The sequence below is a fragment of the Streptomyces sp. NPDC048248 genome (assembly GCF_043201875.1).
In the GTDB taxonomy this organism is placed as follows: Bacteria; Actinomycetota; Actinomycetes; order Streptomycetales; family Streptomycetaceae; genus Streptomyces.
On record NZ_JBICZL010000009.1, the window covers coordinates 343,297 to 360,955 of the forward strand.

Annotated in this window: 18 protein-coding genes and 1 tRNA gene; 14 read left to right on the plus strand and 5 right to left on the minus strand. The window is 69.4% G+C overall.

Annotated features, from left to right (window positions below; all coding sequences use genetic code 11):
* Positions 1-7: 7 nt before the first annotated feature.
* Positions 8-757 (minus strand): glycosyltransferase family 2 protein, encoded by a 750-nt coding sequence (locus ACGFZW_RS21710; RefSeq protein WP_393894800.1) that lies wholly within the window; start codon positions 755-757, stop codon positions 8-10.
* On the minus strand, positions 754-1,566 hold the full coding sequence (locus tag ACGFZW_RS21715; RefSeq protein WP_393894801.1) for a GntR family transcriptional regulator: 813 nt from the start codon (positions 1,564-1,566) through the stop codon (positions 754-756). Before ACGFZW_RS21715 ends, ACGFZW_RS21710 begins: the two co-directional genes overlap by 4 nt.
* Positions 1,567-2,036: 470 nt before the next feature.
* On the opposite strand from ACGFZW_RS21715, the gene ACGFZW_RS21720 reads away from it, so the two are divergent.
* From ACGFZW_RS21720 to ACGFZW_RS21750, 7 genes are all read left to right on the plus strand, one after another.
* Positions 2,037-2,507: a transcriptional regulator gene (locus ACGFZW_RS21720; protein WP_393894802.1), complete on the plus strand. Its 471-nt coding sequence runs from the start codon at positions 2,037-2,039 to the stop codon at positions 2,505-2,507.
* 81 nt (positions 2,508-2,588) lie between these two features.
* The gene (locus tag ACGFZW_RS21725; RefSeq protein WP_393894803.1) at positions 2,589-2,846 is read left to right on the plus strand and encodes a DUF6284 family protein; all 258 of its coding nucleotides are present in this window, start codon (positions 2,589-2,591) and stop codon (positions 2,844-2,846) included.
* On the plus strand, positions 2,843-3,703 hold the full coding sequence (locus tag ACGFZW_RS21730) for a protein spdB (RefSeq protein ID WP_393894804.1): 861 nt from the start codon (positions 2,843-2,845) through the stop codon (positions 3,701-3,703). The genes ACGFZW_RS21725 and ACGFZW_RS21730 overlap by 4 nt, the downstream gene beginning before the upstream one ends.
* Before the next feature lie 53 nt (positions 3,704-3,756).
* Positions 3,757-4,074, plus strand: a complete 318-nt coding sequence (locus ACGFZW_RS21735) for a hypothetical protein (protein WP_393894805.1) — start codon at positions 3,757-3,759, stop codon at positions 4,072-4,074.
* A 2-nt stretch (positions 4,075-4,076) separates the two neighbouring features.
* Positions 4,077-4,238: a pRL2-8 gene (locus ACGFZW_RS21740; protein WP_393894806.1), complete on the plus strand. Its 162-nt coding sequence runs from the start codon at positions 4,077-4,079 to the stop codon at positions 4,236-4,238.
* A 143-nt stretch (positions 4,239-4,381) separates the two neighbouring features.
* A complete protein-coding gene (locus ACGFZW_RS21745; protein ID WP_393894807.1) occupies positions 4,382-6,499 on the plus strand; it encodes an FtsK/SpoIIIE domain-containing protein in 2,118 nt (705 codons plus the stop codon).
* A 204-nt stretch (positions 6,500-6,703) separates the two neighbouring features.
* Complete coding sequence (locus tag ACGFZW_RS21750) at positions 6,704-7,168, plus strand: hypothetical protein (RefSeq protein WP_393894808.1); 465 nt, start codon at positions 6,704-6,706, stop codon at positions 7,166-7,168.
* A gap of 20 nt (positions 7,169-7,188) precedes the next feature.
* Here ACGFZW_RS21750 and ACGFZW_RS21755 read toward each other — a convergent pair whose 3' ends face one another.
* Entirely contained in the window at positions 7,189-8,211 is a 1,023-nt protein-coding gene (locus ACGFZW_RS21755; protein ID WP_393894809.1) for a hypothetical protein, read from the minus strand.
* A gap of 130 nt (positions 8,212-8,341) precedes the next feature.
* On the opposite strand from ACGFZW_RS21755, the gene ACGFZW_RS21760 reads away from it, so the two are divergent.
* The 4 genes from ACGFZW_RS21760 (at position 8,342) to xerC (ending at position 12,496) form a co-directional block, all read left to right on the plus strand.
* On the plus strand, positions 8,342-9,202 hold the full coding sequence (locus tag ACGFZW_RS21760) for a bifunctional DNA primase/polymerase (RefSeq protein WP_393894810.1): 861 nt from the start codon (positions 8,342-8,344) through the stop codon (positions 9,200-9,202).
* Positions 9,203-9,205: 3 nt separating this feature from the next.
* Complete coding sequence (locus ACGFZW_RS21765) at positions 9,206-10,681, plus strand: ATP-binding protein (protein ID WP_393894811.1); 1,476 nt, start codon at positions 9,206-9,208, stop codon at positions 10,679-10,681.
* 475 nt (positions 10,682-11,156) lie between these two features.
* Positions 11,157-11,357: a helix-turn-helix domain-containing protein gene (locus tag ACGFZW_RS21770; protein WP_393894812.1), complete on the plus strand. Its 201-nt coding sequence runs from the start codon at positions 11,157-11,159 to the stop codon at positions 11,355-11,357.
* Positions 11,357-12,496, plus strand: a complete 1,140-nt coding sequence (xerC, locus tag ACGFZW_RS21775) for a tyrosine recombinase XerC (protein WP_393894813.1) — start codon at positions 11,357-11,359, stop codon at positions 12,494-12,496. The genes ACGFZW_RS21770 and xerC overlap by 1 nt, the downstream gene beginning before the upstream one ends.
* A gap of 78 nt (positions 12,497-12,574) precedes the next feature.
* On the opposite strand, the gene ACGFZW_RS21780 is transcribed toward xerC, so the two are convergent.
* A tRNA-Thr gene (locus tag ACGFZW_RS21780) sits at positions 12,575-12,648 on the minus strand.
* 181 nt (positions 12,649-12,829) lie between these two features.
* Between ACGFZW_RS21780 and ACGFZW_RS21785 the strand changes: the two genes are divergently transcribed.
* The 3 genes from ACGFZW_RS21785 (at position 12,830) to ACGFZW_RS21795 (ending at position 15,460) form a co-directional block, all read left to right on the plus strand.
* Positions 12,830-13,966: an ABC transporter ATP-binding protein gene (locus tag ACGFZW_RS21785; protein ID WP_393894814.1), complete on the plus strand. Its 1,137-nt coding sequence runs from the start codon at positions 12,830-12,832 to the stop codon at positions 13,964-13,966.
* Between the two features lie 295 nt (positions 13,967-14,261).
* Positions 14,262-14,678 (plus strand): hypothetical protein, encoded by a 417-nt coding sequence (locus tag ACGFZW_RS21790; protein WP_393894815.1) that lies wholly within the window; start codon positions 14,262-14,264, stop codon positions 14,676-14,678.
* A gap of 53 nt (positions 14,679-14,731) precedes the next feature.
* Complete coding sequence (locus tag ACGFZW_RS21795) at positions 14,732-15,460, plus strand: NDP-sugar synthase (protein ID WP_393894816.1); 729 nt, start codon at positions 14,732-14,734, stop codon at positions 15,458-15,460.
* A gap of 349 nt (positions 15,461-15,809) precedes the next feature.
* Here the strand turns inward: ACGFZW_RS21795 and ACGFZW_RS21800 are convergent, their stop codons facing one another.
* Positions 15,810-17,423, minus strand: coding sequence for a DoxX family membrane protein (locus ACGFZW_RS21800; protein ID WP_393894817.1), 1,614 nt, complete (start codon positions 17,421-17,423; stop codon positions 15,810-15,812).
* Between the last annotated feature and the right edge of the window lie 236 nt (positions 17,424-17,659).

Here is a 17,659-nt window from a genome sequence, read left to right on the forward strand (position 1 = left end):
CTGACTCTCAGCCTCTGAGGTGCCGCAGCGCAAGCGCATCCGCATGCTTGCGGATCGCTGCCATCCGGGCTTCCCACTCCGCACCCGAGCGGTGGTCAGGGTGGGCGGTCGTCTGTCCCTGGTGTTTTCGGTAGTGGAGACCGGTCTCACCGATGAACCAGCCGTCAGCCATCACATCGAGGGCTATCAGGAGGGCGGTGTCCTCGGACGCGGGTAGGGCCATCCATCCACCCGCTTCCGCGATCAGGCCTTCTCGCACGCAGAGCGAGGCGGGGTGAACCTGGGGTCGGTGAGTAGCTGTCCAGTAGGCATACATGTCACCTCGGGCCAGCAGACCGGGTTCGGGGTCGCCGAGCGTATTGTGCTGAAGTGAACCGTCCGGCATGAGATCGAGTACCCGACAGACAGTCCAGCCGACGGACGGGTCTGCCTCCATGACCTCGATATCTCGCGCGAGAGCGCCCGCGGGCAGGATGTCGTCGGCGTCGAGAACCTTCACCAGCTCACCCCGACCGCGCCCCCAAGCCATGGTCCGGGCCACTCCAGGGCCGCCGCGCCTGTTGTCGCTCACCTTGACGCGAGAGTCCTCGCGGATGTCGACGGGCACGTCGGTCTGGCTGCCGCCGTCGACCTGGACCAGCCACTCCCACTCCCAGCCGTCCGGCAGTTCCTGTGCGCGGAGCGAGGCGAACGCCTCAGGCAGGAAGCTCAACGCTGTGTCGTGCACTGGCGTCACGATCGACACGAACTGGGTCACTGGGTCCACCTCTCCAGCGGCACGGAGTACTGAAGCTCCGTCCGCTCGCCGGCAAGCACCACGTGGGAGTACTCGACGACGTCGCCATCGGTAGACACGCTGGTCTTGTCTAGCAAGATCACTGCGCTGCCAACAGGGATGCCCAGCTTCCGAGCCTCGGCCTGGGTGGCTAGACGCGTCCTGACCCCGTCGTCGATGCGGTCGATCTCAATCCCGATGGTGCTCAGTTGGTGGTGTGTACCGCCGGGCCACGGCTCCTTGGAGCTGTCCAGCAGATCGGGGTTTCGGGCAGCAACCTCGTGCACCAGGTAAGAGTCGATCAGCGACAGCGCGGTCGTATCCCCAGAGATGCTGTGCCAGTACTGCCGGTGCAGCAGCAGGGTGCCGGTATCCACCCCGAACCGTTCGGCAAGGTTTGCATCTGCGGGGATGGCGCTGAACGTCGCGTGGGTCTCGATCTCGTCGTGGGACCGGCTGGTGTCCTTGTCTATGACCCCTTGGCTCCGGCGCACTTCATCGGCCCGCCTCGCCAGTTTCTTCTCCCAGACGTAGCGCTCTTGATGCCGGCGGATCTGGTGCGGCGGGCGTTCGCGGACCTTCGTCCCGTGCCCTCGGACCATGCTGACCAAGCCCTCAGCCTCCAAGGCCTTGTACGCCGCGAGGATGGTGGTCTTTGACCCCCGACCTTGGGCGACCAGTTCCCGAATCTGGGGCAGCTGATCTCCCGGGCGATACCCGGCGGTGCCAGCCGCGATCTCCTGCGCGATCTGTTCTGCGAGTCCGCGCCATTGCGGCGTCTTGGGTGCCATGTAGTACCCCTCTCTCAACCCCGCTAGTGAACCACAGTCCCGGGATAGCGATGTCCCGGGACTGTTGACAGTCCCGGGACATCGTGGCAATCTCATGGCGTGCCCAGCAGTCCCGGGACAACAAACCCGGGCTGAGGGCACCCACACCACGCATTAGCTGCCTGGGCGCCTTCACCTGTGCCCAGGTGAACCACCCAGGAGCCCCGCAGCGGACGGGGGGAGGCGGCCCGGCGCCTTGTCATTCACCGGAGGGCTTAGACCGAAAGGTCATGTCTCCATACGCCTTCGCCAGGCACAGCGGCTCTACCTCGTACGGGAGTTGCTGGCCTGAAGGAGACACACACCACCACGCCTTCCCGCTGCGCTCTGTTGCGGCGGGCCGGCTGCCTCCTCCGCCCGTCCGGCTCGCTGCCGTACGGGCGGGGTTGAGGGGAGCCGGACAGTCCGGATCTATCTCCGAAGGGACCTCGATGTCCGCTACTGCTTTCGCCGTCGTGTTCGTCGCCCTGTACGTCGCTCACAGCGTGGGTGATCACTGGGTGCAGACCTCCTGCCAGTCCGCAGACAAGGGTCGCCCCGGATGGGTCGGCCGCCTGGCCGGCGCGCGGCACGTCGCCACCCTGACCGCTACCAAGCTCGCGTTATTGCTGCCCGTCGCCGCCCTGCTGGGTCTGAACCTCTCCGCCGTCGGACTGGTGGCCGGCATCGGCGTGGATGCGGTGACGCACTGGTGGGCCGACCGTCGGAGCACGCTGGCGTGGCTGGCCAAGGTCACCGGCAAGGCCGAGTTCTACAGCCTCGGCACCGCCACCCACCCCGCGCATCCCGTCACCGCCAAGGGCGGTCCGGCCGCCCACCTCGGTACCGGCGCCTACGCGCTGGACCAGTCCTTCCACCACCTGTGGCTACTGGTCGCCGCGCTCATCATCGCCACCGTCTGAACCACCCACACGACGGCGCGGCTCCGGTGCTGGAACACCGGAGCCGCTGTTGGGCCGTCACTTCGAGAGGAACCACGACCCATGAAGCTCATTCTCCCCACCCAGGATCTCTTCACCGCCACGGCAATCGATCTGGAGCCAACCGGCGCCGAGCTCGACCGGATCGAGCGGGAGTTGCCGGTCATCTCCGCCGAGGTCGAGTTGCTGGACGCCCAGATCATGACGCTCGACCGCACGCCGAACGAGCTGGACGCCCGCCGCATCCGCCGGGCCCGGCGCAAGGTACTCGCCGCTCGCCGTGAGCTGGCCAACCAGGCCGGGACGGGGGACGCGGCATGAAAGCCAAGACCGTCCTGCCCGCCGTCGCGATGACGGCGGTGTCCATGGTGCTGACCCTGGCCGTGGTCGTGATGTGGCTCGGCACCGCGGTGCCCTGGGTCATCGCCCTGGTTGTCGGTCTCGGCATCGACGGGGGATGGCTGGCCACCCTCGCCTACGAACGCCGCCTGGCCGCCCAAGGCGACCACAACCGCGCGGTCACCGCCGTCGGCTGGTGCTTCGGTCTACTGGCCGCCGGCGTCCTGGTGGCGCACGCGCTGACCGCCGAAGCATCCGCCGGCGCGTGGCTGGCCGTTGCATGGCTGCCGATCGCGGCTAAGGCCCTGTGGCTGGTGCACAGTCTGTGGGAGCGCACCGCGCTCACCCCGGGCGCGCTCGGAGCGATCCGGGGCATCCAGCAAGAGGCCCGCGACGAGGCAGCCGTGGCCCGCGCCCGACTGCGGGCCGAGGCGGTCACCGAGGAGACGCGACTGACGGCCGTGACGGCCGCCGGCGCCCGCGTCGCACACGTCCAGGCAAAGACCGCCCACAGCCTCTCGCGGGCATGGTCGACGCTGAAGACGGCACGGGACGGCGAGGACACCGGACCAGCGCTGACCAGCGTGACGGCCCCCGTCACACCCGGCGTCACGCCCCGCTGGGAACTGCCCGTCTGGGGCCCCACCGAGCCGGTCCCCGCACTCCCGGAGGCGGCACCCGGCCTCACCGACGAAGCCCTCGACGCGCTCGTCGACCAGATCCGGTACAGCGAGACACCCGCCCTGTCCTACCGCGAGATGGCCGTCCGCTTTCGGGCTGCCGGCCACTCCGCCTCCGAGGTCCGCCTGCGGGCCGCATGGAAGCGCGTCGCCGCGTGACGCGGCTCGGCCTGGCCGCCTCCCCTCATCGAATTCCCTGAGGAGCACCTGAGATGGGCAACTCCGACATCCGCCGCCTGGACCGCGAGATCCAGGCGACCACGAAGAAGCTGGAAGCGGTCCGACGGGGCGAGTCGTGGCCGATGAACGGCAGCGAGCGCCGGGCCATGGCCCGCGCCCTGGCCGGCGGCTCCTACCGCGCCGCCCGGGGCCGCAGCACCGCCCGCGCTGAGGAACAGATCGACTCTCTCGGCAGCGCTGCCGAGATGCGGCTGAACGCGGAGCTGACCGCCCTGCACGGCGAGCGTCAGCGGCTCATCACCGAGGCCGCCCGCGACAAGGCGGCCAAGAAGTCGTCGGGGTGGTGGTGACCATGAAGGACACGCCTCCTGGTGAGTGCCCGCAGTGCTGGCAGCACGCCCACGACCGGAGCATTCACCGCAAGCTCGGGCCCCGCGAGGACTGTCCGCAGTGCGTTGACCACATGGTCAACGGCCACCCCCACCTCGTGCCCAAGAAGTCCCGCTGGTGGTGACCGCGCCCGCCGGCGCACTGCCCGCCGCGTGACGCTCACCGCCCGTCTCTGCTGCCCGGGGTGGCCGTCCCTGCCACGACCCGGCCGCCCCGGCTCTCTCCCTAACTCCGGCCCCTTGTGGGGCAGTCAGGAGCGCTTCCAGCATGTCTGAGAACGTCGTCCACCTCCACAAGCCCACCGACCCACCCACCACCGACACCGCACCCACCGTGCTCACCGTCGTGCCCGACGCCCCGCCCGCGCGGCCCGTGCCGCTGTGGGTCCGCTCCGGGCGTGCAGTGAAGACAGCCGTCACCCACGAGTCGACCCGGGCCACGGTGCGGGCGGCGGCCCGGCACAGCCTCTACACCCTCAACGGCGGCCGGATCGTGGCCCGCCGGGCCTGGGACGGCCGCACCGGCTCCCGCTACGAGCGCATGATCCGTGCCGCCGAAGCCGCAGGGAACCTGGAAGCGGCCGAGGAGTGGGAGGAGCGGTTGCAACGCTTCCGCGCCGCCCGCCACCACCGCCGCATGGACCTCCTGCACTCGCCCGTGGAAGCCGCAAAAGGCGTGGCCGTCGGCGCAGGCATGAGCGTCGGTGTCCTGGTCGCCCTCGGCATCATCATGGCCCTCAACACCGGCCACGTCGCCGACGTCATCACGCCGCTGTCGGCAACCATCGACTTCATCGCCCTGCTGATCCGGATCGTGCAGGTCGTATGGGGACCGGCACTCACGGTCGGCCCGTTCCTGGCCCTGCTCGCCCTGTGGTCCGTCGGCCGCAAGCAGCACGCCGCCCCCAATTGGGCACTGCCCGCCAACGTCCGCAACGGTGAGGGCGAGCCGATCACGCCGTCGATCGTGGTCAAGGCTCTGCGTGATCTCGGTGTCCCTGCCCTGGCGCGAGCCATCAAGGAGATGGGCGACGCCGGCGCGAGCATGCTGGGGCCGATCCGGATCGCCGGATGCGGCGTGGAAGTCGACGTCACCCTCCCCTCCGGGGTGTCCACCAACGAGGTGCAGGGCAAGCGCCGCAAGCTCGCCGAGAACCTCACCCGGCACGAACACGAAGTGTTCATCACCATCCCCCAGGCCGCCCGAACGGTCCGCCTGTGGGTGGCCGACTCCGGGGCGCTGGATGAGCCGATCGGCCCGTCCCCGTTGGTCACCGACGAGTCGATGACCGCCGACTACGCCAAGGGCCGCGCCCCCTGGGGCCAGGACCTGCGCGGAGATGCTGCCGCGCTGAGCCTGTATCAGCGCCACCTGCTCATCACGGGCCTGTCCAACCAGGGCAAGACCGTGGCCCTGCGCTCCCTGGCCCTGTGGCTCGCGCTGGATAGGTCGGTGCAGTTCCTCATGGGCGACCTCAAGGGCGTGGGCGACTGGAACATGTTCGACGGGCTCGCCACGACCCTGATCCAGGGGCCGACGGACGAGCACGTCATCCAGGTGACCGAAATGGTCGAGGGCGCGGTGAGCGAAATGAACCGCCGTATCCAGGCGCCGCCCGGCACCGTGTTCCCGCCGCTGATCGTGCTGGTCGACGAAGCGCAGGTGGCGTTCATGTGCCCCGCCAAGGACGCCGAAAAGCGCCCCTACGGCGGCTCGAAGGCCAACTCCCGGTACTTCATGGCCGTCCGGAAAATCCACAACCAGGGGCGGGCCGTGAACGTGCTGATGTGGCAGGGCACCCAGGACCCGACCAACGAGAACCTTCCCAAGCTGGTCCGCGAGGGCGCCCACACCCGCGCCTCCCTCGCCCTCGGTACGGAGTCCCAGGCCCGCATGGCTCTGGGGGACAAGGCCGTTGACGGCGGCGCCGCTCCGAACCTGCTGCGTCCGGGCCTGGACCAGGGAACGCTGGTGCTGGCTTCCAGCGGCATCGACATCCCGGCCGGGCAGTCGTCCATCACGGTGCGCACGCACTACATCGACGACGACGCCGCCGAGGCCATCACCGACCGGGCGAAGGCCCTGCGCGACGGTGTCACCACCCTGCACGCCATCGAGCGAGAAGAAGAGCACGATGCGCTTGCCGACATTGCCGCCGTCGTCGGCGACGCGCCCCGCGTGCGGACGAAGGACGTGTTGGCGCGGCTCGCGACGCGGAATCCGGACGCTTACGGCGGTTGGTCGTTCATCGACCTCAAGCGCGTCCTGGACGACGCCGGCGCGGAGCCCTACAAGTCCGACGGCGTGATGGTTGTCGCCCGCGACCGCATCGCCCGCGCTCTCGCCAACCGCGACGGAGATGGTTCCGCTTCTGCCGCCGGATGACAGGGAGTGCGCCGCCGACGGGTCAGGGAGGCAGGGAGAACTCCCTGACCGCCTCCCTGACCCGTCTCCCTGGCCCTGACCTGCACGAGTGATCGTTCAGGGAGTCAGGGAGGCGCGCAGGTCAGACCCCCCGAACACTCCTCCACACGGCACCTCGAAGGGGGTGTCTGTGCCTCCCTGGCCACGCGCCGGAAGGGATTCCGCATGTACCCCGACCACGCCCCGCACGTGCCCGTACAGCGGGCCGTGAAAGTCCACCAACCCACCCCGTACCCGCCCGCCGTCCCCGCCCCGGCACCGATCGTTCCGGTGCAGCCGGGCGCCCTTCCGGCGGTGGTGAGCATCGTCCTCCCGGACGGCCGCGTCGTCACCGGCTACGCCATCGAACCCACCCGCCCGGAACCGGTCACGGTCAAGCCGGCCGTCTCCAGCACGGCCGTGAACGTCGCCCTCGGGGGCATCGGCTTCCTCGCCGTATGCGGCGGGCTGCTCCTGCTCACCTCAGTCATCGCCGCGCTCACCGCGCTCATCACCCAACTCATCATCCTGGCCGCCGTCATCTTCGGCGGATGGATCGCCGTGCAGCTCTTCAGTACGAGCGGCCACCAGGGCGGCACGACCGTGAACATCCGCAAGGCCGTGATCAAGCGCAACCACTTCCACGGCTAGTACGGCCCAGAAGGAAGGCTCTACGGGAGAGGGAAGCCCGCGAATCCGCCGTCGGTCTGGAAGACCAGAGCAACGCCTTCCGCCTCCAAGAGGGCCTTTACGTCGGGTGTGGGCTCGCTCGGCAGAAGGACGGCGACCCGCAGCGTGTCCGCCTTTCTCAAGTGGCGCCTGTAGTCCGCCAACTGGCCGATGGCCATGCGGACGTTGGTCCGGTTCGTCAGCCCCTTCCCCTCGTACAGCACGTGGTCGGTCTCGTCGTACAGATCCGGCGTGAGTCGAGTGGTCTCGCCCGCGACCGTGATCTGGAAGCTGCTGAACGTGTGCCCGGCCTTCTCCAAGTGCTCCTCGAAGGCCGTGAACAACTGGCCTTCGCGACGGTTCACGATGCGCTCCCCGACGGACACCTTGGCGATGGTCTGACCGGTGCTGTGCTTCTCGGTCTTCTTGCTCTTGGCACCCGGCTCGGCCGGCAGAGTCTTCTCCCGCGGCGGGATGGGCAACACCACCGTCTTCTTCGCCGGCTGCACCGCGTCGCCAGGCCGCCTGTCCGTCAGTTCCGTATCCACCGGGCGCAGCCGGAAGACGTAGACCCGCCGCAGCATGTCCTTGGGGTCATAGTCCCATCGCTCCTCATAGGGGTGCGTGGCGTCCACGACCATCTGGCCGACGTAGCGCTGCTTCTTCGCACCGCCCGGCTTGACGTAGCCGTCCGAGATGAACAGGTGCAGCTCAAGCCCCTGCTCCTGGTGGTTAAGGAGCGTCCCGTTCAGCCCTGACAAGACCTGATGCGCGTTGGGCCCCGTGCCTGTGTAGTCGAAGACAGGGCCCTGCTCATCGCCTTCGGTCCAGCCGTCGAAGTTGTAGCCGTTCTCCTTGCTCTTGTGCGGGTCGGAGAACACGAACAACTTCTTGTACGGCTTCCGCATCGGGACGATGCCCGGCTGGGATGCCCTCTCCTGCGCTTCCTCATCCCCAAACACCTTCGCCAGCTGGGCACGGGTGGTCTCAAACCCCGGCTTCAGTTCCACGTGATCACTCCGCATGCCCACACCGTAAAGCGCACCACTGACAAGACTCCCCGCCCAACTAAAGGCCGACGGCGGCCCCTTCCGCCAAGAACCGGGCCGCCGCCTATCCACCTGCCATCCATCTGACCTGTGGAGGTCTCCCAGCATGACGCAACCCACCGTCATCCGGCGAGAGACGCCGTACCCCCTCCAAACCGCGCTGAGCATCGCCGCGTCCGGCGTGCCCGTGCTGCCCTTGCGCCGGGGCAAGGTGCCGTTCGGCAACTGCCGGACCTGCGCGGGCAACACCTGCGGCGGTAGGCCCAACATGAGAACCCCCGGCCCCTGCACCTGCCCGGCGCCCTGTCACGGCTGGGCCGCCGCCACCACCGACCCCGGCGTCATCAACTCGTCGACATGGGCGCGGGCGTGGCGGGATGCGGCCGGGGTGGCCTACCACCCCGGCGGGGCCGGCCTCACCGTCGTCGACCTCGACAACGCCGAAGCCATCGCCTGGGCCCGTACGACCCTGCCTGCCACCCGGACCGTGCCGACGACCCGGGGCGAGCACTGGCTCTACCAAGGCACCATGCAGTCTGCCAACGACGTGCGGCCCGGCGTCGACATCAAGTCGTCCATGCAGTACGCGCGGTGGCTCGGTCCCGGCACCGGCGCCATGGCCCCCCTGCCTAACGCCGTGCGTGCCCTGATCGTCAAGGCGCCGGTCCCCATCCCCGGCGCCGTCACCGTGCCCGCACTGGCCGGGGGCGGGGAGTGCCCTCACCGCACGCCCACGTATCTGGACCGTGGCATTGCCATGGCCGAGCAGAGCATCGCCGAAGCGTCCAGCACGGTGCACGCCACCGTCTACCGGGCTTTCCTCGCCGTGCTGTCCAGGCACGGCCGGTGCGGCTGCCTCACCGACACCCACATGGCGCGGCTGTTCGCCGCAGCGCAGGCCAAGGGCGAATCACCCCGGCACTGCACCGACGCGTGGACCAACGCCCGCACCGCCCTGGGGATGTGAGCCATGTCTGAGGACGAGAAGACTCCCGCCCGCGAAATCATCACCGACTACGCACAGGCGCACTTCCGGTACTTCCGCACCCCCGACGGCACCGTCTACGCGCAGAAGAACGGCCACCCCGTCGCCCGCCCGATCCGCTCCCAGGGCACGACCGGCAGCCACCGACAGGAACTCATGGTCGGCCTGTACAAGGACGGGCTGGGCGTGTTCAACGGGAGCGCCCTGAAGGAGGCGTTGGACTTGATCGAAGCACTCGCACTGTCCGAGGACGTGCAGCCCGTCCATATCCGCGTCGCCCCCGGGTTCGACGGGGCGACGTGGCTGGACCTGGGCCGTGATGACGGGCTGTCCGTCCGCATCCACCCGACTGGGTGGGACATCTGCACCCCCGACCCGCGCGAGGTGTGCTGGCGGCGCACCCAGCTCACCGGGGAACTGCCCCTGCCGGCCAAGGACACCGACGGCAAGGGCATCGACCTGCTACTGAGGCTGACCAACTTCGCCACCGCGGAGACCGAATGCCTGGCCCTCGCCTGGCTGATCGGCTGCCTCGGCCCGTCAGTGCCCGTCCCTGCCCCGTTCCTCACCGGCCCCCAGGGCGCCGGCAAGTCGACCGCAGGACGCATGCTCTTGAGGATCGTCGAGGGCATGAGCGGTGACCTGCGTCGGGCGCCGAAGGAGGAGGAGAGCCTGATCGCGGCGGTGGCGGCCGGGTGGGTCACCGCCCTGGACAACCTCTCCTACATGACGCCGGACCTGTCCGACGCCATGTGCTGCATCGTCACCGGCGCCGAGAACGTCAAGCGTGCCCTGTTCACCGACGGGGACGTCTTCCGCGTCGGCTACCGCCGCCCCCTGCTCCTGACCGGTATCGATGTGGGCGTCCTGCGGGGCGACCTCGCCGAACGGCTCCTGCCGCTGCGCTTGGAGCGGCCTCGCGTCCGGCGTACCGAGGCGGAACTGTGGGCGGAGTACGCGGAGGTGCTGCCCATCGTTCTCGGGTCTCTCCTGGACCTCACGGTCAAGGTCCGCGCAGCCGAGGCGGAGACCCCCACGGACCTGCGGATGGCGGACTTCGCGCACCTGTGCGCGCAGCTCGACGCGGCAACCGGCCTCGGGGCGCTCACCGCCTACCGGGCCAGTTTGGACGACCTGAACGATGACGTGATCGAGGGGGATCTCCTCGCGCAGACCGTTCTCCGGCATGCCGACACCATCGAGCCGGGCTCGGCGCAGCGGATGACCTCCACCGAGTGGCTGCACTGCCTCAGCCGCCTCTACAGCGGCGACGAACTGCGCCCCCTGCCCAAGGGCTGGCCCACCACGGGCAAAGTCCTCTCCGACCGGCTCAAGCGCCTCCAACCGACGCTGGCCGCTCGCGGTGTCCTCATCGACACCGGCCGCACCAGCGAAGGCCGGTACCTCGAAATGACCCGCCCGGCCACCGCGCCTCCGCACGAGCGGCAGCGGGTGTTCTGACCCGCGATCCGCTCGCCCGTACAAGCAAGAGGAGCACCAGGCGCATCAGTGGACAGGTGCTCCTCTTGCTGTTCGGCGGAACGCCGCCGATGGTCGCGCCGCGCAGCGGCTCCTTCTTCACGCTGTGAGGAACACCGCACTACAACAGACACCCCCTCTTTTGTCCTAAGAGGGAAGACGCTGCGTCATCTGCGTCATGCAGGCCGAAAAACATCCCCTGACCTGCGGCAACAGCCATGACGCAGACAGCGGGCTCTGCGTCATCCTGCGTCATCTGCGTCATGCGATGACGCACCCCATGACGCTGCGATGACGCAGGCCCAAACCGCCGCGTCACACAAAACTGCAGGTCAAAAGCTCAAGTGACGCTGATGACGCAATGACGCAGAAATCCGCACCTCGGACAGACGCGTGCCCCAAGAAGACCCCGAACCAACTCCATTCGCAGGCCCCGCCCTCATCCGGAGGTCTCAACGTGCTGACCGTCGTCGCGAGCGACCCTCAAGCCCTCACTGTCCCGGAGGTCATGACCGCTCTGAGACTCAGCCGCAGCAAGGTCTACGACCTGATCCGCTCCAAGCAGCTCCCGAGCTACACGTCCGGCCGTGCCCGCCGAATCCCGGTCGGTGCCGTACGCCACTACATGCAGGAACGACTTGAGGAGAACGCCGCCTGATGGCAGCCCGAAAGAGGAACCCCAACGGCGCCGGCAGCATCTGGCAGCGCAAGGACGGCCGCTGGGAGGGACGTGTCTACGTCCCTCAACCCGACGGAACCCGCAAGCGCAAGACCATCTACGGCGCTACCTGGGAAGAATGTGATGAGAAGCGCCAGGAACTCGTCCGACGTGACCGTCAGGGCATCCCTACACCCACACGCTCCGCCAAGCTCTCCGAGTGGCTGCCGTACTGGTTGGAGGAGCACGTCAGGCCACAGCGTAAGCGCACCACGTACGTGAAGTACGAGATGCACACCCGGCTGTACCTCGTGCCGCTCCTGGGCAGCCGCCGCCTGGAATCGCTCACCACCGCGAACGTGCGCCGGATGATTTCGGCGGTGACCGCGCAAGCGTCGGCGGCAACCGCGAAGGAGGCTCACCGCGTCCTGCGCACGGCCCTGACGGCCGCCTGCCGGGAGGAGCTAATCAACCGCAACGTGGTGCAGTTGGTTCCGGCCCCTCAAGTCGAGCCGCGCGAGCTGTGCCCGTGGTCGCTGGACGAGTCTTTGACGTTCTTGGAAGCTGCGCGGTCCGACCCGCTGTACCCGGCGTTCGTCCTTGCCGTCGCCCTCGGCCTGCGACGTGGGGAGATCCTGGGATTGCAGTGGCGAGACGTGGATCTCGACCGGCGAACCTTGACGGTCCGGACCACGCTCAACCGCGGCGGCAAAGAGCTGTACCTGGATACGACCAAGAACCGGCGTTCGAGGGTGATCCCCGTTCCGCTGATGTGCGTGGCTCCACTCCGGTGGCAGCGCATGCGCCAGGCCGGCCAGAGGGCCGCCCTCGGCGCGGAGTGGCACGACAGCGGCCTCGTGTTCACCACCCGCAGTGGTCGGCCCATCGAACCGCGGAACCTGTACCGGTCTTTCCAGCGGGTATCAGTGTCAGCGAGTCTGCCGCAGGTCCGTCTGCACGACACCCGGCATGGGTGTGCATCCCTGCTTTTCGCGGCCGGGGTCGCACCCCGCACCGTCATGGAGATCCTGGGGCACTCCCAGATTGCGGTCACCATGAACGTCTACACACACGTCAGCGATGACACTCGCCGGGAAGCCATGAGCCACATGGATCGGCTGCTCAAACGGCGTCGATAGACGGGACTGCCGTCAAGTCCTGCCGTCAACGCTCCCGTGATCCGAGATCACGGGAGCGTTGACGCAGGTCACACTCAGAGCCCCCTGTCGGATTCGAACCGACGACCTTCGCTTTACAAGAGCGGTGCTCTGGCCAGCTGAGCTAAGGAGGCGTGCGTGAAGAAGTGTACCCAGGCGCGCCGGATGCCGGTCCCCGGGTTTTCGTGACCGTAAGGCTACTGACACCGGCCCGGGACGACGGTAGCGTCACGCCGAAGTCCACAGCAGTGGACCACATCACTCCTTTTACTCGGATCGTCCGGCACGTTCCTGCCGGTGAAGGGACACATCACCATGGCTACGGTCACGTACGACCAGGCAACCCGCGTCTACCCGGGTTCCGACAAGCCCGCCGTCGACAAGCTCGACATCGCCATCGAGGACGGCGAATTCCTCGTCCTCGTCGGGCCGTCCGGCTGCGGCAAGTCCACCTCGCTGCGCATGCTCGCGGGGCTGGAGGACGTCGACGGCGGCGCCATCCGCATCGGGGACCGCGACGTCACCCACCTTCCGCCCAAGGACCGGGACATCGCCATGGTGTTCCAGAACTACGCGCTCTACCCGCACATGACGGTCGCCGACAACATGGGCTTCGCGCTCAAGATCGCCGGTGTGCCGAAGTCCGAGATCCGGCAGAAGGTGGAGGACGCGGCGAAGATCCTCGACCTGACGGAGTACCTCGGACGGAAGCCGAAGGCGCTCTCCGGCGGTCAGCGCCAGCGTGTCGCGATGGGCCGGGCGATCGTCCGGGAGCCGCAGGTCTTCCTCATGGACGAGCCACTGTCCAACCTGGACGCCAAGCTCCGCGTGCAGACCCGTACGCAGATCGCCGGCCTGCAGCGCCGCCTGGGGATCACGACGGTCTACGTCACCCACGACCAGGTCGAGGCCATGACGATGGGCGACCGCGTCGCGGTCCTCAAGGACGGCCTGCTCCAGCAGATCGACTCGCCGCGCAACATGTACGACCGCCCGGCGAACCTCTTCGTCGCCGGCTTCATCGGCTCCCCCGCGATGAACCTCGTCGAGGTGCCGATCACCGACGGCGGCGTGAAGTTCGGCAACAGCGTCGTCCCGGTCAACCGCGAGGCGCTGACCGCGGCCGCCGACAAGGGCGACAGGACCGTCACGGTCGGCGTGCGCCCCGAGCACTTCGAGATCGTCGAGCAGAACGGTGCCGCCGCGAAGTCGCTGTCCAAGGAGAGCGCGGACGCCCCGGCCGGCCTGGCCGTCACGGTGAACGTCGTCGAGGAGCTCGGCGCCGACGGCTACGTCTACGGGACGGCCGAGGTCGGCGGCGAGGTCAAGGACCTGGTGGTGCGGGTCAACGGCCGCGAGGTGCCGGACAAGGGCGCGCGGCTGCACGTCGTTCCGCGGCCGGGCGAGACGCACGTCTTCTCGACGTCGTCGGGTGAGCGCCTCACCGACTGAGCGGAGTGGGCGGCAGCGCCCGAGGGAAGCGGTTGAAGCGGCGGCGCCTGGTCTGCGGACCGGGCGCCGCCGCGGTGCGTTCCCCGTAAGGGACTCCCCGCGTACGGGAATCCCCGGGCCCGTCTCGGCCGGGATCTCGACCTCTGCCCCCGTGTCGACAAAATCCCCGGCAAACCTCCCAGAAGCGACCTTTCTCGCCGGTACGTCAACCCAACAACCGCACCGGCGAGCCATTCGTCCCTCGATAAGGTGACCAAATGTCGCCAAATCATCACTCCTCGCTACCATCACGTCCGTGAACTCCGCAGCCCGCCGTATCGGCCGAACTCTCGCCCTCGTCCTCCCCGTCGTCCTCGTCCTCTCCGGGACCCTCGCGGTCACCCGCGTCCCGTGGGCGTCGACGGCCACCGAGTCGCAGGTGCTGACCGCATCCTCCGGAAAGGCCTCCACCAAGGCCGGCCCCCGAGCCCCCCAGGACGTCCTCCGCGACCGCCTCCTCGTCGAACTCCAGGAGAAGGATCCCGGTGTCGCCCTGACCCACCTCCAGAAGGCGACCACCGCGCGGCCCTCGCTGGCCAAGCACTGCGCGTCCATCGCCCGTGCCCTCGGCCGTGCCGCGGTCGCCAAGTACGGCGCCGCACACCGCGCCCAGGCCTTCTCCCGGCCGGTCTGCGACACCTCCTTCGCCACGGGCGTCGCCACGTCCCAGTGACCGCCCTCCGCACCACGCAGTGACCGCAACGCGCACCGCATAGGGTGCGAACCATGACAGGCGCCCCGCATCCGTACCCCACGCAAGCCGTGGTCCTGGCCGGAGGCCAGGGCTCTCGTCTCCGCCCGTACACCGACGACCGACCCAAGCCGATGGTCGAGATTCCCGGAACCGGAACCCCGATCATCGGCCATCAGCTGAACTGGCTGGCCGAGGAAGGCGTCACGGACGCGGTGGTCTCCTGCGGCCACCTCGCCGAGGTGCTCCAGGACTGGCTCTCGCAGGCTCAACTGCCCCTGCGTGTCACGACCGTTGTGGAGAACGAGCCGCTGGGCCGCGGCGGCGGACTCAAATTCGCGGCCGCCTCCCTCCCTCGCCCCGACGAGCCCTGGTACGCCACCAACGGCGACATCTGGACCCGCTTCCCGCTCCGCGAGATGGCCGCCTTCCACCAAGAGCGCGACGCGGAAGCGACTCTCGCTCTGGCCCGCCCCCGCATCCCGTGGGGCGCAGTCGAGACCGATGCGTTCGGGCACGTACTCGACTTCGTCGAGTCACCCCCCTCGCCGTATCTCATCAACGCGGGCGTCTACGTCTTCTCCGCCGCCTTCACGGATCTGCTGCCCACCCGCGGCGACCACGAGCGGACCACCTTCCCCCGCCTCGCCCGCCAACGCCGGCTGGCCGGCTATCCGCTCCCGCAGGGTGCCTACTGGCGCGCCATCGACACCGCCAAGGACCTCACCGAGGCCGCCAAGGAACTGGCCGCGCAAGGGCGTTGAGCGGCCCTCTGGCGGCCCGGAGTCCGGAGCCCCCGGGCGGGGTGGCCTGCCGACGCCATCAGGCACGTACGCGCCATCCAGGCCCCCCACGTGCCCGCCACAGGCCGGCTGGGCGCCTCCCAGCGCGGCCCAGGCCCCCCGGGACGCTCTGACGCCGCCGTGGCGCCTCCCGCCCGCCCACACGGCATACGCACGAAGTCCGGCTCACCCCCTGAGCACCGCGCCCGGGCCGGCCGGACTCCCCCGAACACACCTCTGCCCCCGGTCGCCCCTTCCCCTGCGCCTCGTGGTCGAGGCGAAGAGGGTTCGGGGGCGATCGGGGGCAGGTGCGCGGCCGCGGGTTTCGGCGTCAGCCCAGGAGGCCGCCGAGAGTGCTGCCACGGCCGCCTGAGTCGCCGCCGGAGCCGCCGGTGCTGCCACCGGTCGTACCGCCGCCGGTGCCGCCCGAGGTGGTCGGCGCCTGGGACGGCGCCGGTGCCCGGGTCGGAGTGGTCCGCTGCGGCGGGCCACTGGTGGTCGCGCCGGGCTGCTGAGCGCTACCGCTGGCGCTGCCGGACGGAGCCGCACCCGGCGTCGATGCGGACGGCCTGCCGGCCTGGCCCGCCTTGCGGGAGGCGTCCGCGGAGGGCCTGGTGCGGCGCTGCGGGACGTTGTTGCCGTTCTGGCCCTGGCCGGGCCTGGTGGCCTTCTTGTACGGACGCGGCAGCGGCGAACCGGGGAGGTTGTTGATCGCCGGCTCGCCGGGCCGCGGCACGGGCGTGACCGTCGCGGACCGTACGGCGCCGCCGAGCAGCGAGCCGATGAGCAGCGTCAGGCCGGCCACCACCGCGGTCATCACCGCGCCGCGGCGAAGTACCCGGCGGCGCAGGTCGGCGACCTCGACACGCGGGCCGAGCCGCCGCCAGGCCTCGCCGGCCAGTCGGGCGTCCATGGAGTAGACCGGGGCGCCCGCGATGATCAGCGGGCTCCACGCGGCGAGGTAGATGATGTCGGGGGCGTCGTAGGCGGGGACCGTGCGCCAGCTGACGGTCATCAGCAGGGCCGCGGAGAGCAGCGCGCCGAACGAGGCGGCGAGGCGCTGCCACAGACCGCAGATGGTCAGCACGCCGACGACGACCTGGAGGAAGGCGACAGTCAGGCCCGCGCCGACGGGGTGCGAGACGGCGAAGTCCCGGAGGGGCACGGCCAGCGCCCAGGGGTCCAGTGACTGGAGCCACTTGACCATCGAGCCGCGCTCGCCGCCGTCGAAGTACACGGGGTCGCAGAGCTTGCCCATGCCGGCGTAGACGGAGATCAGGCCGAGGAAGACCCGCAGCGGCAGCAGGACGACACCGAGGTTCATCCGGCGCCCGGGGTAGTAGGCGTGCCGGACTGTGTCGCTGCCGCGCCGCTTGGAGCCGGCGTCGTACGCTTCGCGGGCCTCGAAGCTGTCGTCGTCGTAGCCGTCGTCGACGCGACCGCGGTCATAGGTGTTGTCGCCGTACGCGCTGCCGACGGGGCGCACGCCGCGCAGCAGGGTCGTCTCGGAGTCGGTGGGGCCGCGCTGGCCGATCACGGTCGAGGCGGGGGCGGCGTCGTCGATGCGTACCCGGGGCAGGACCTGGGTCGTGCCGATCTCCTCGCCGTGGCCGCCGTCCAGCCCGATGCCGGCGTCGCGGACCGCGTGCAGGAGCTGGGTGGTGGCACCGGCAGTGCCGCCCGGGGCCGTCCGGCCGCTCCAGACCACGGGCGCCCTGCGTCTGGCCCCGGGGGTCGAGCCCCGGACCACGGGGATGTGCGCGGTGTCGGCCATGGCGCTGCTGCTCACCACAGGGGCGGCTAGCTGTACCCGGAAGCTGGCGTGGTTGACGATGACCTGCGCGGGATCGCACGGCACCTTGACCGAGCTCAGGACCGGCTCGTCATCAAAGCCCGGCGAGCGTCCCCCCGTAGGTGTGCGGGGTGTTCTGGTGTCCACGCTCATCTAACCGAGTGACTCGCGGTTAAGACACTGCTTTGACCGGCCCGATCTGTCCGAGACCCGTCAAAGATCACGGGATCTCCGCAAGAAGTGCGGAGCGTCAGGCTTTGCCCCCAGCTGGGCGATGCGGGCGCGGCAGGGGCATTCCGCCCCTCCACGGGCCGCCCGCGACCGTGCTCGGGAGGGCAGCCGACAGCCCGTTACGCTGCGCGGACCGGCCGTCCTCGGGACGACCGGTC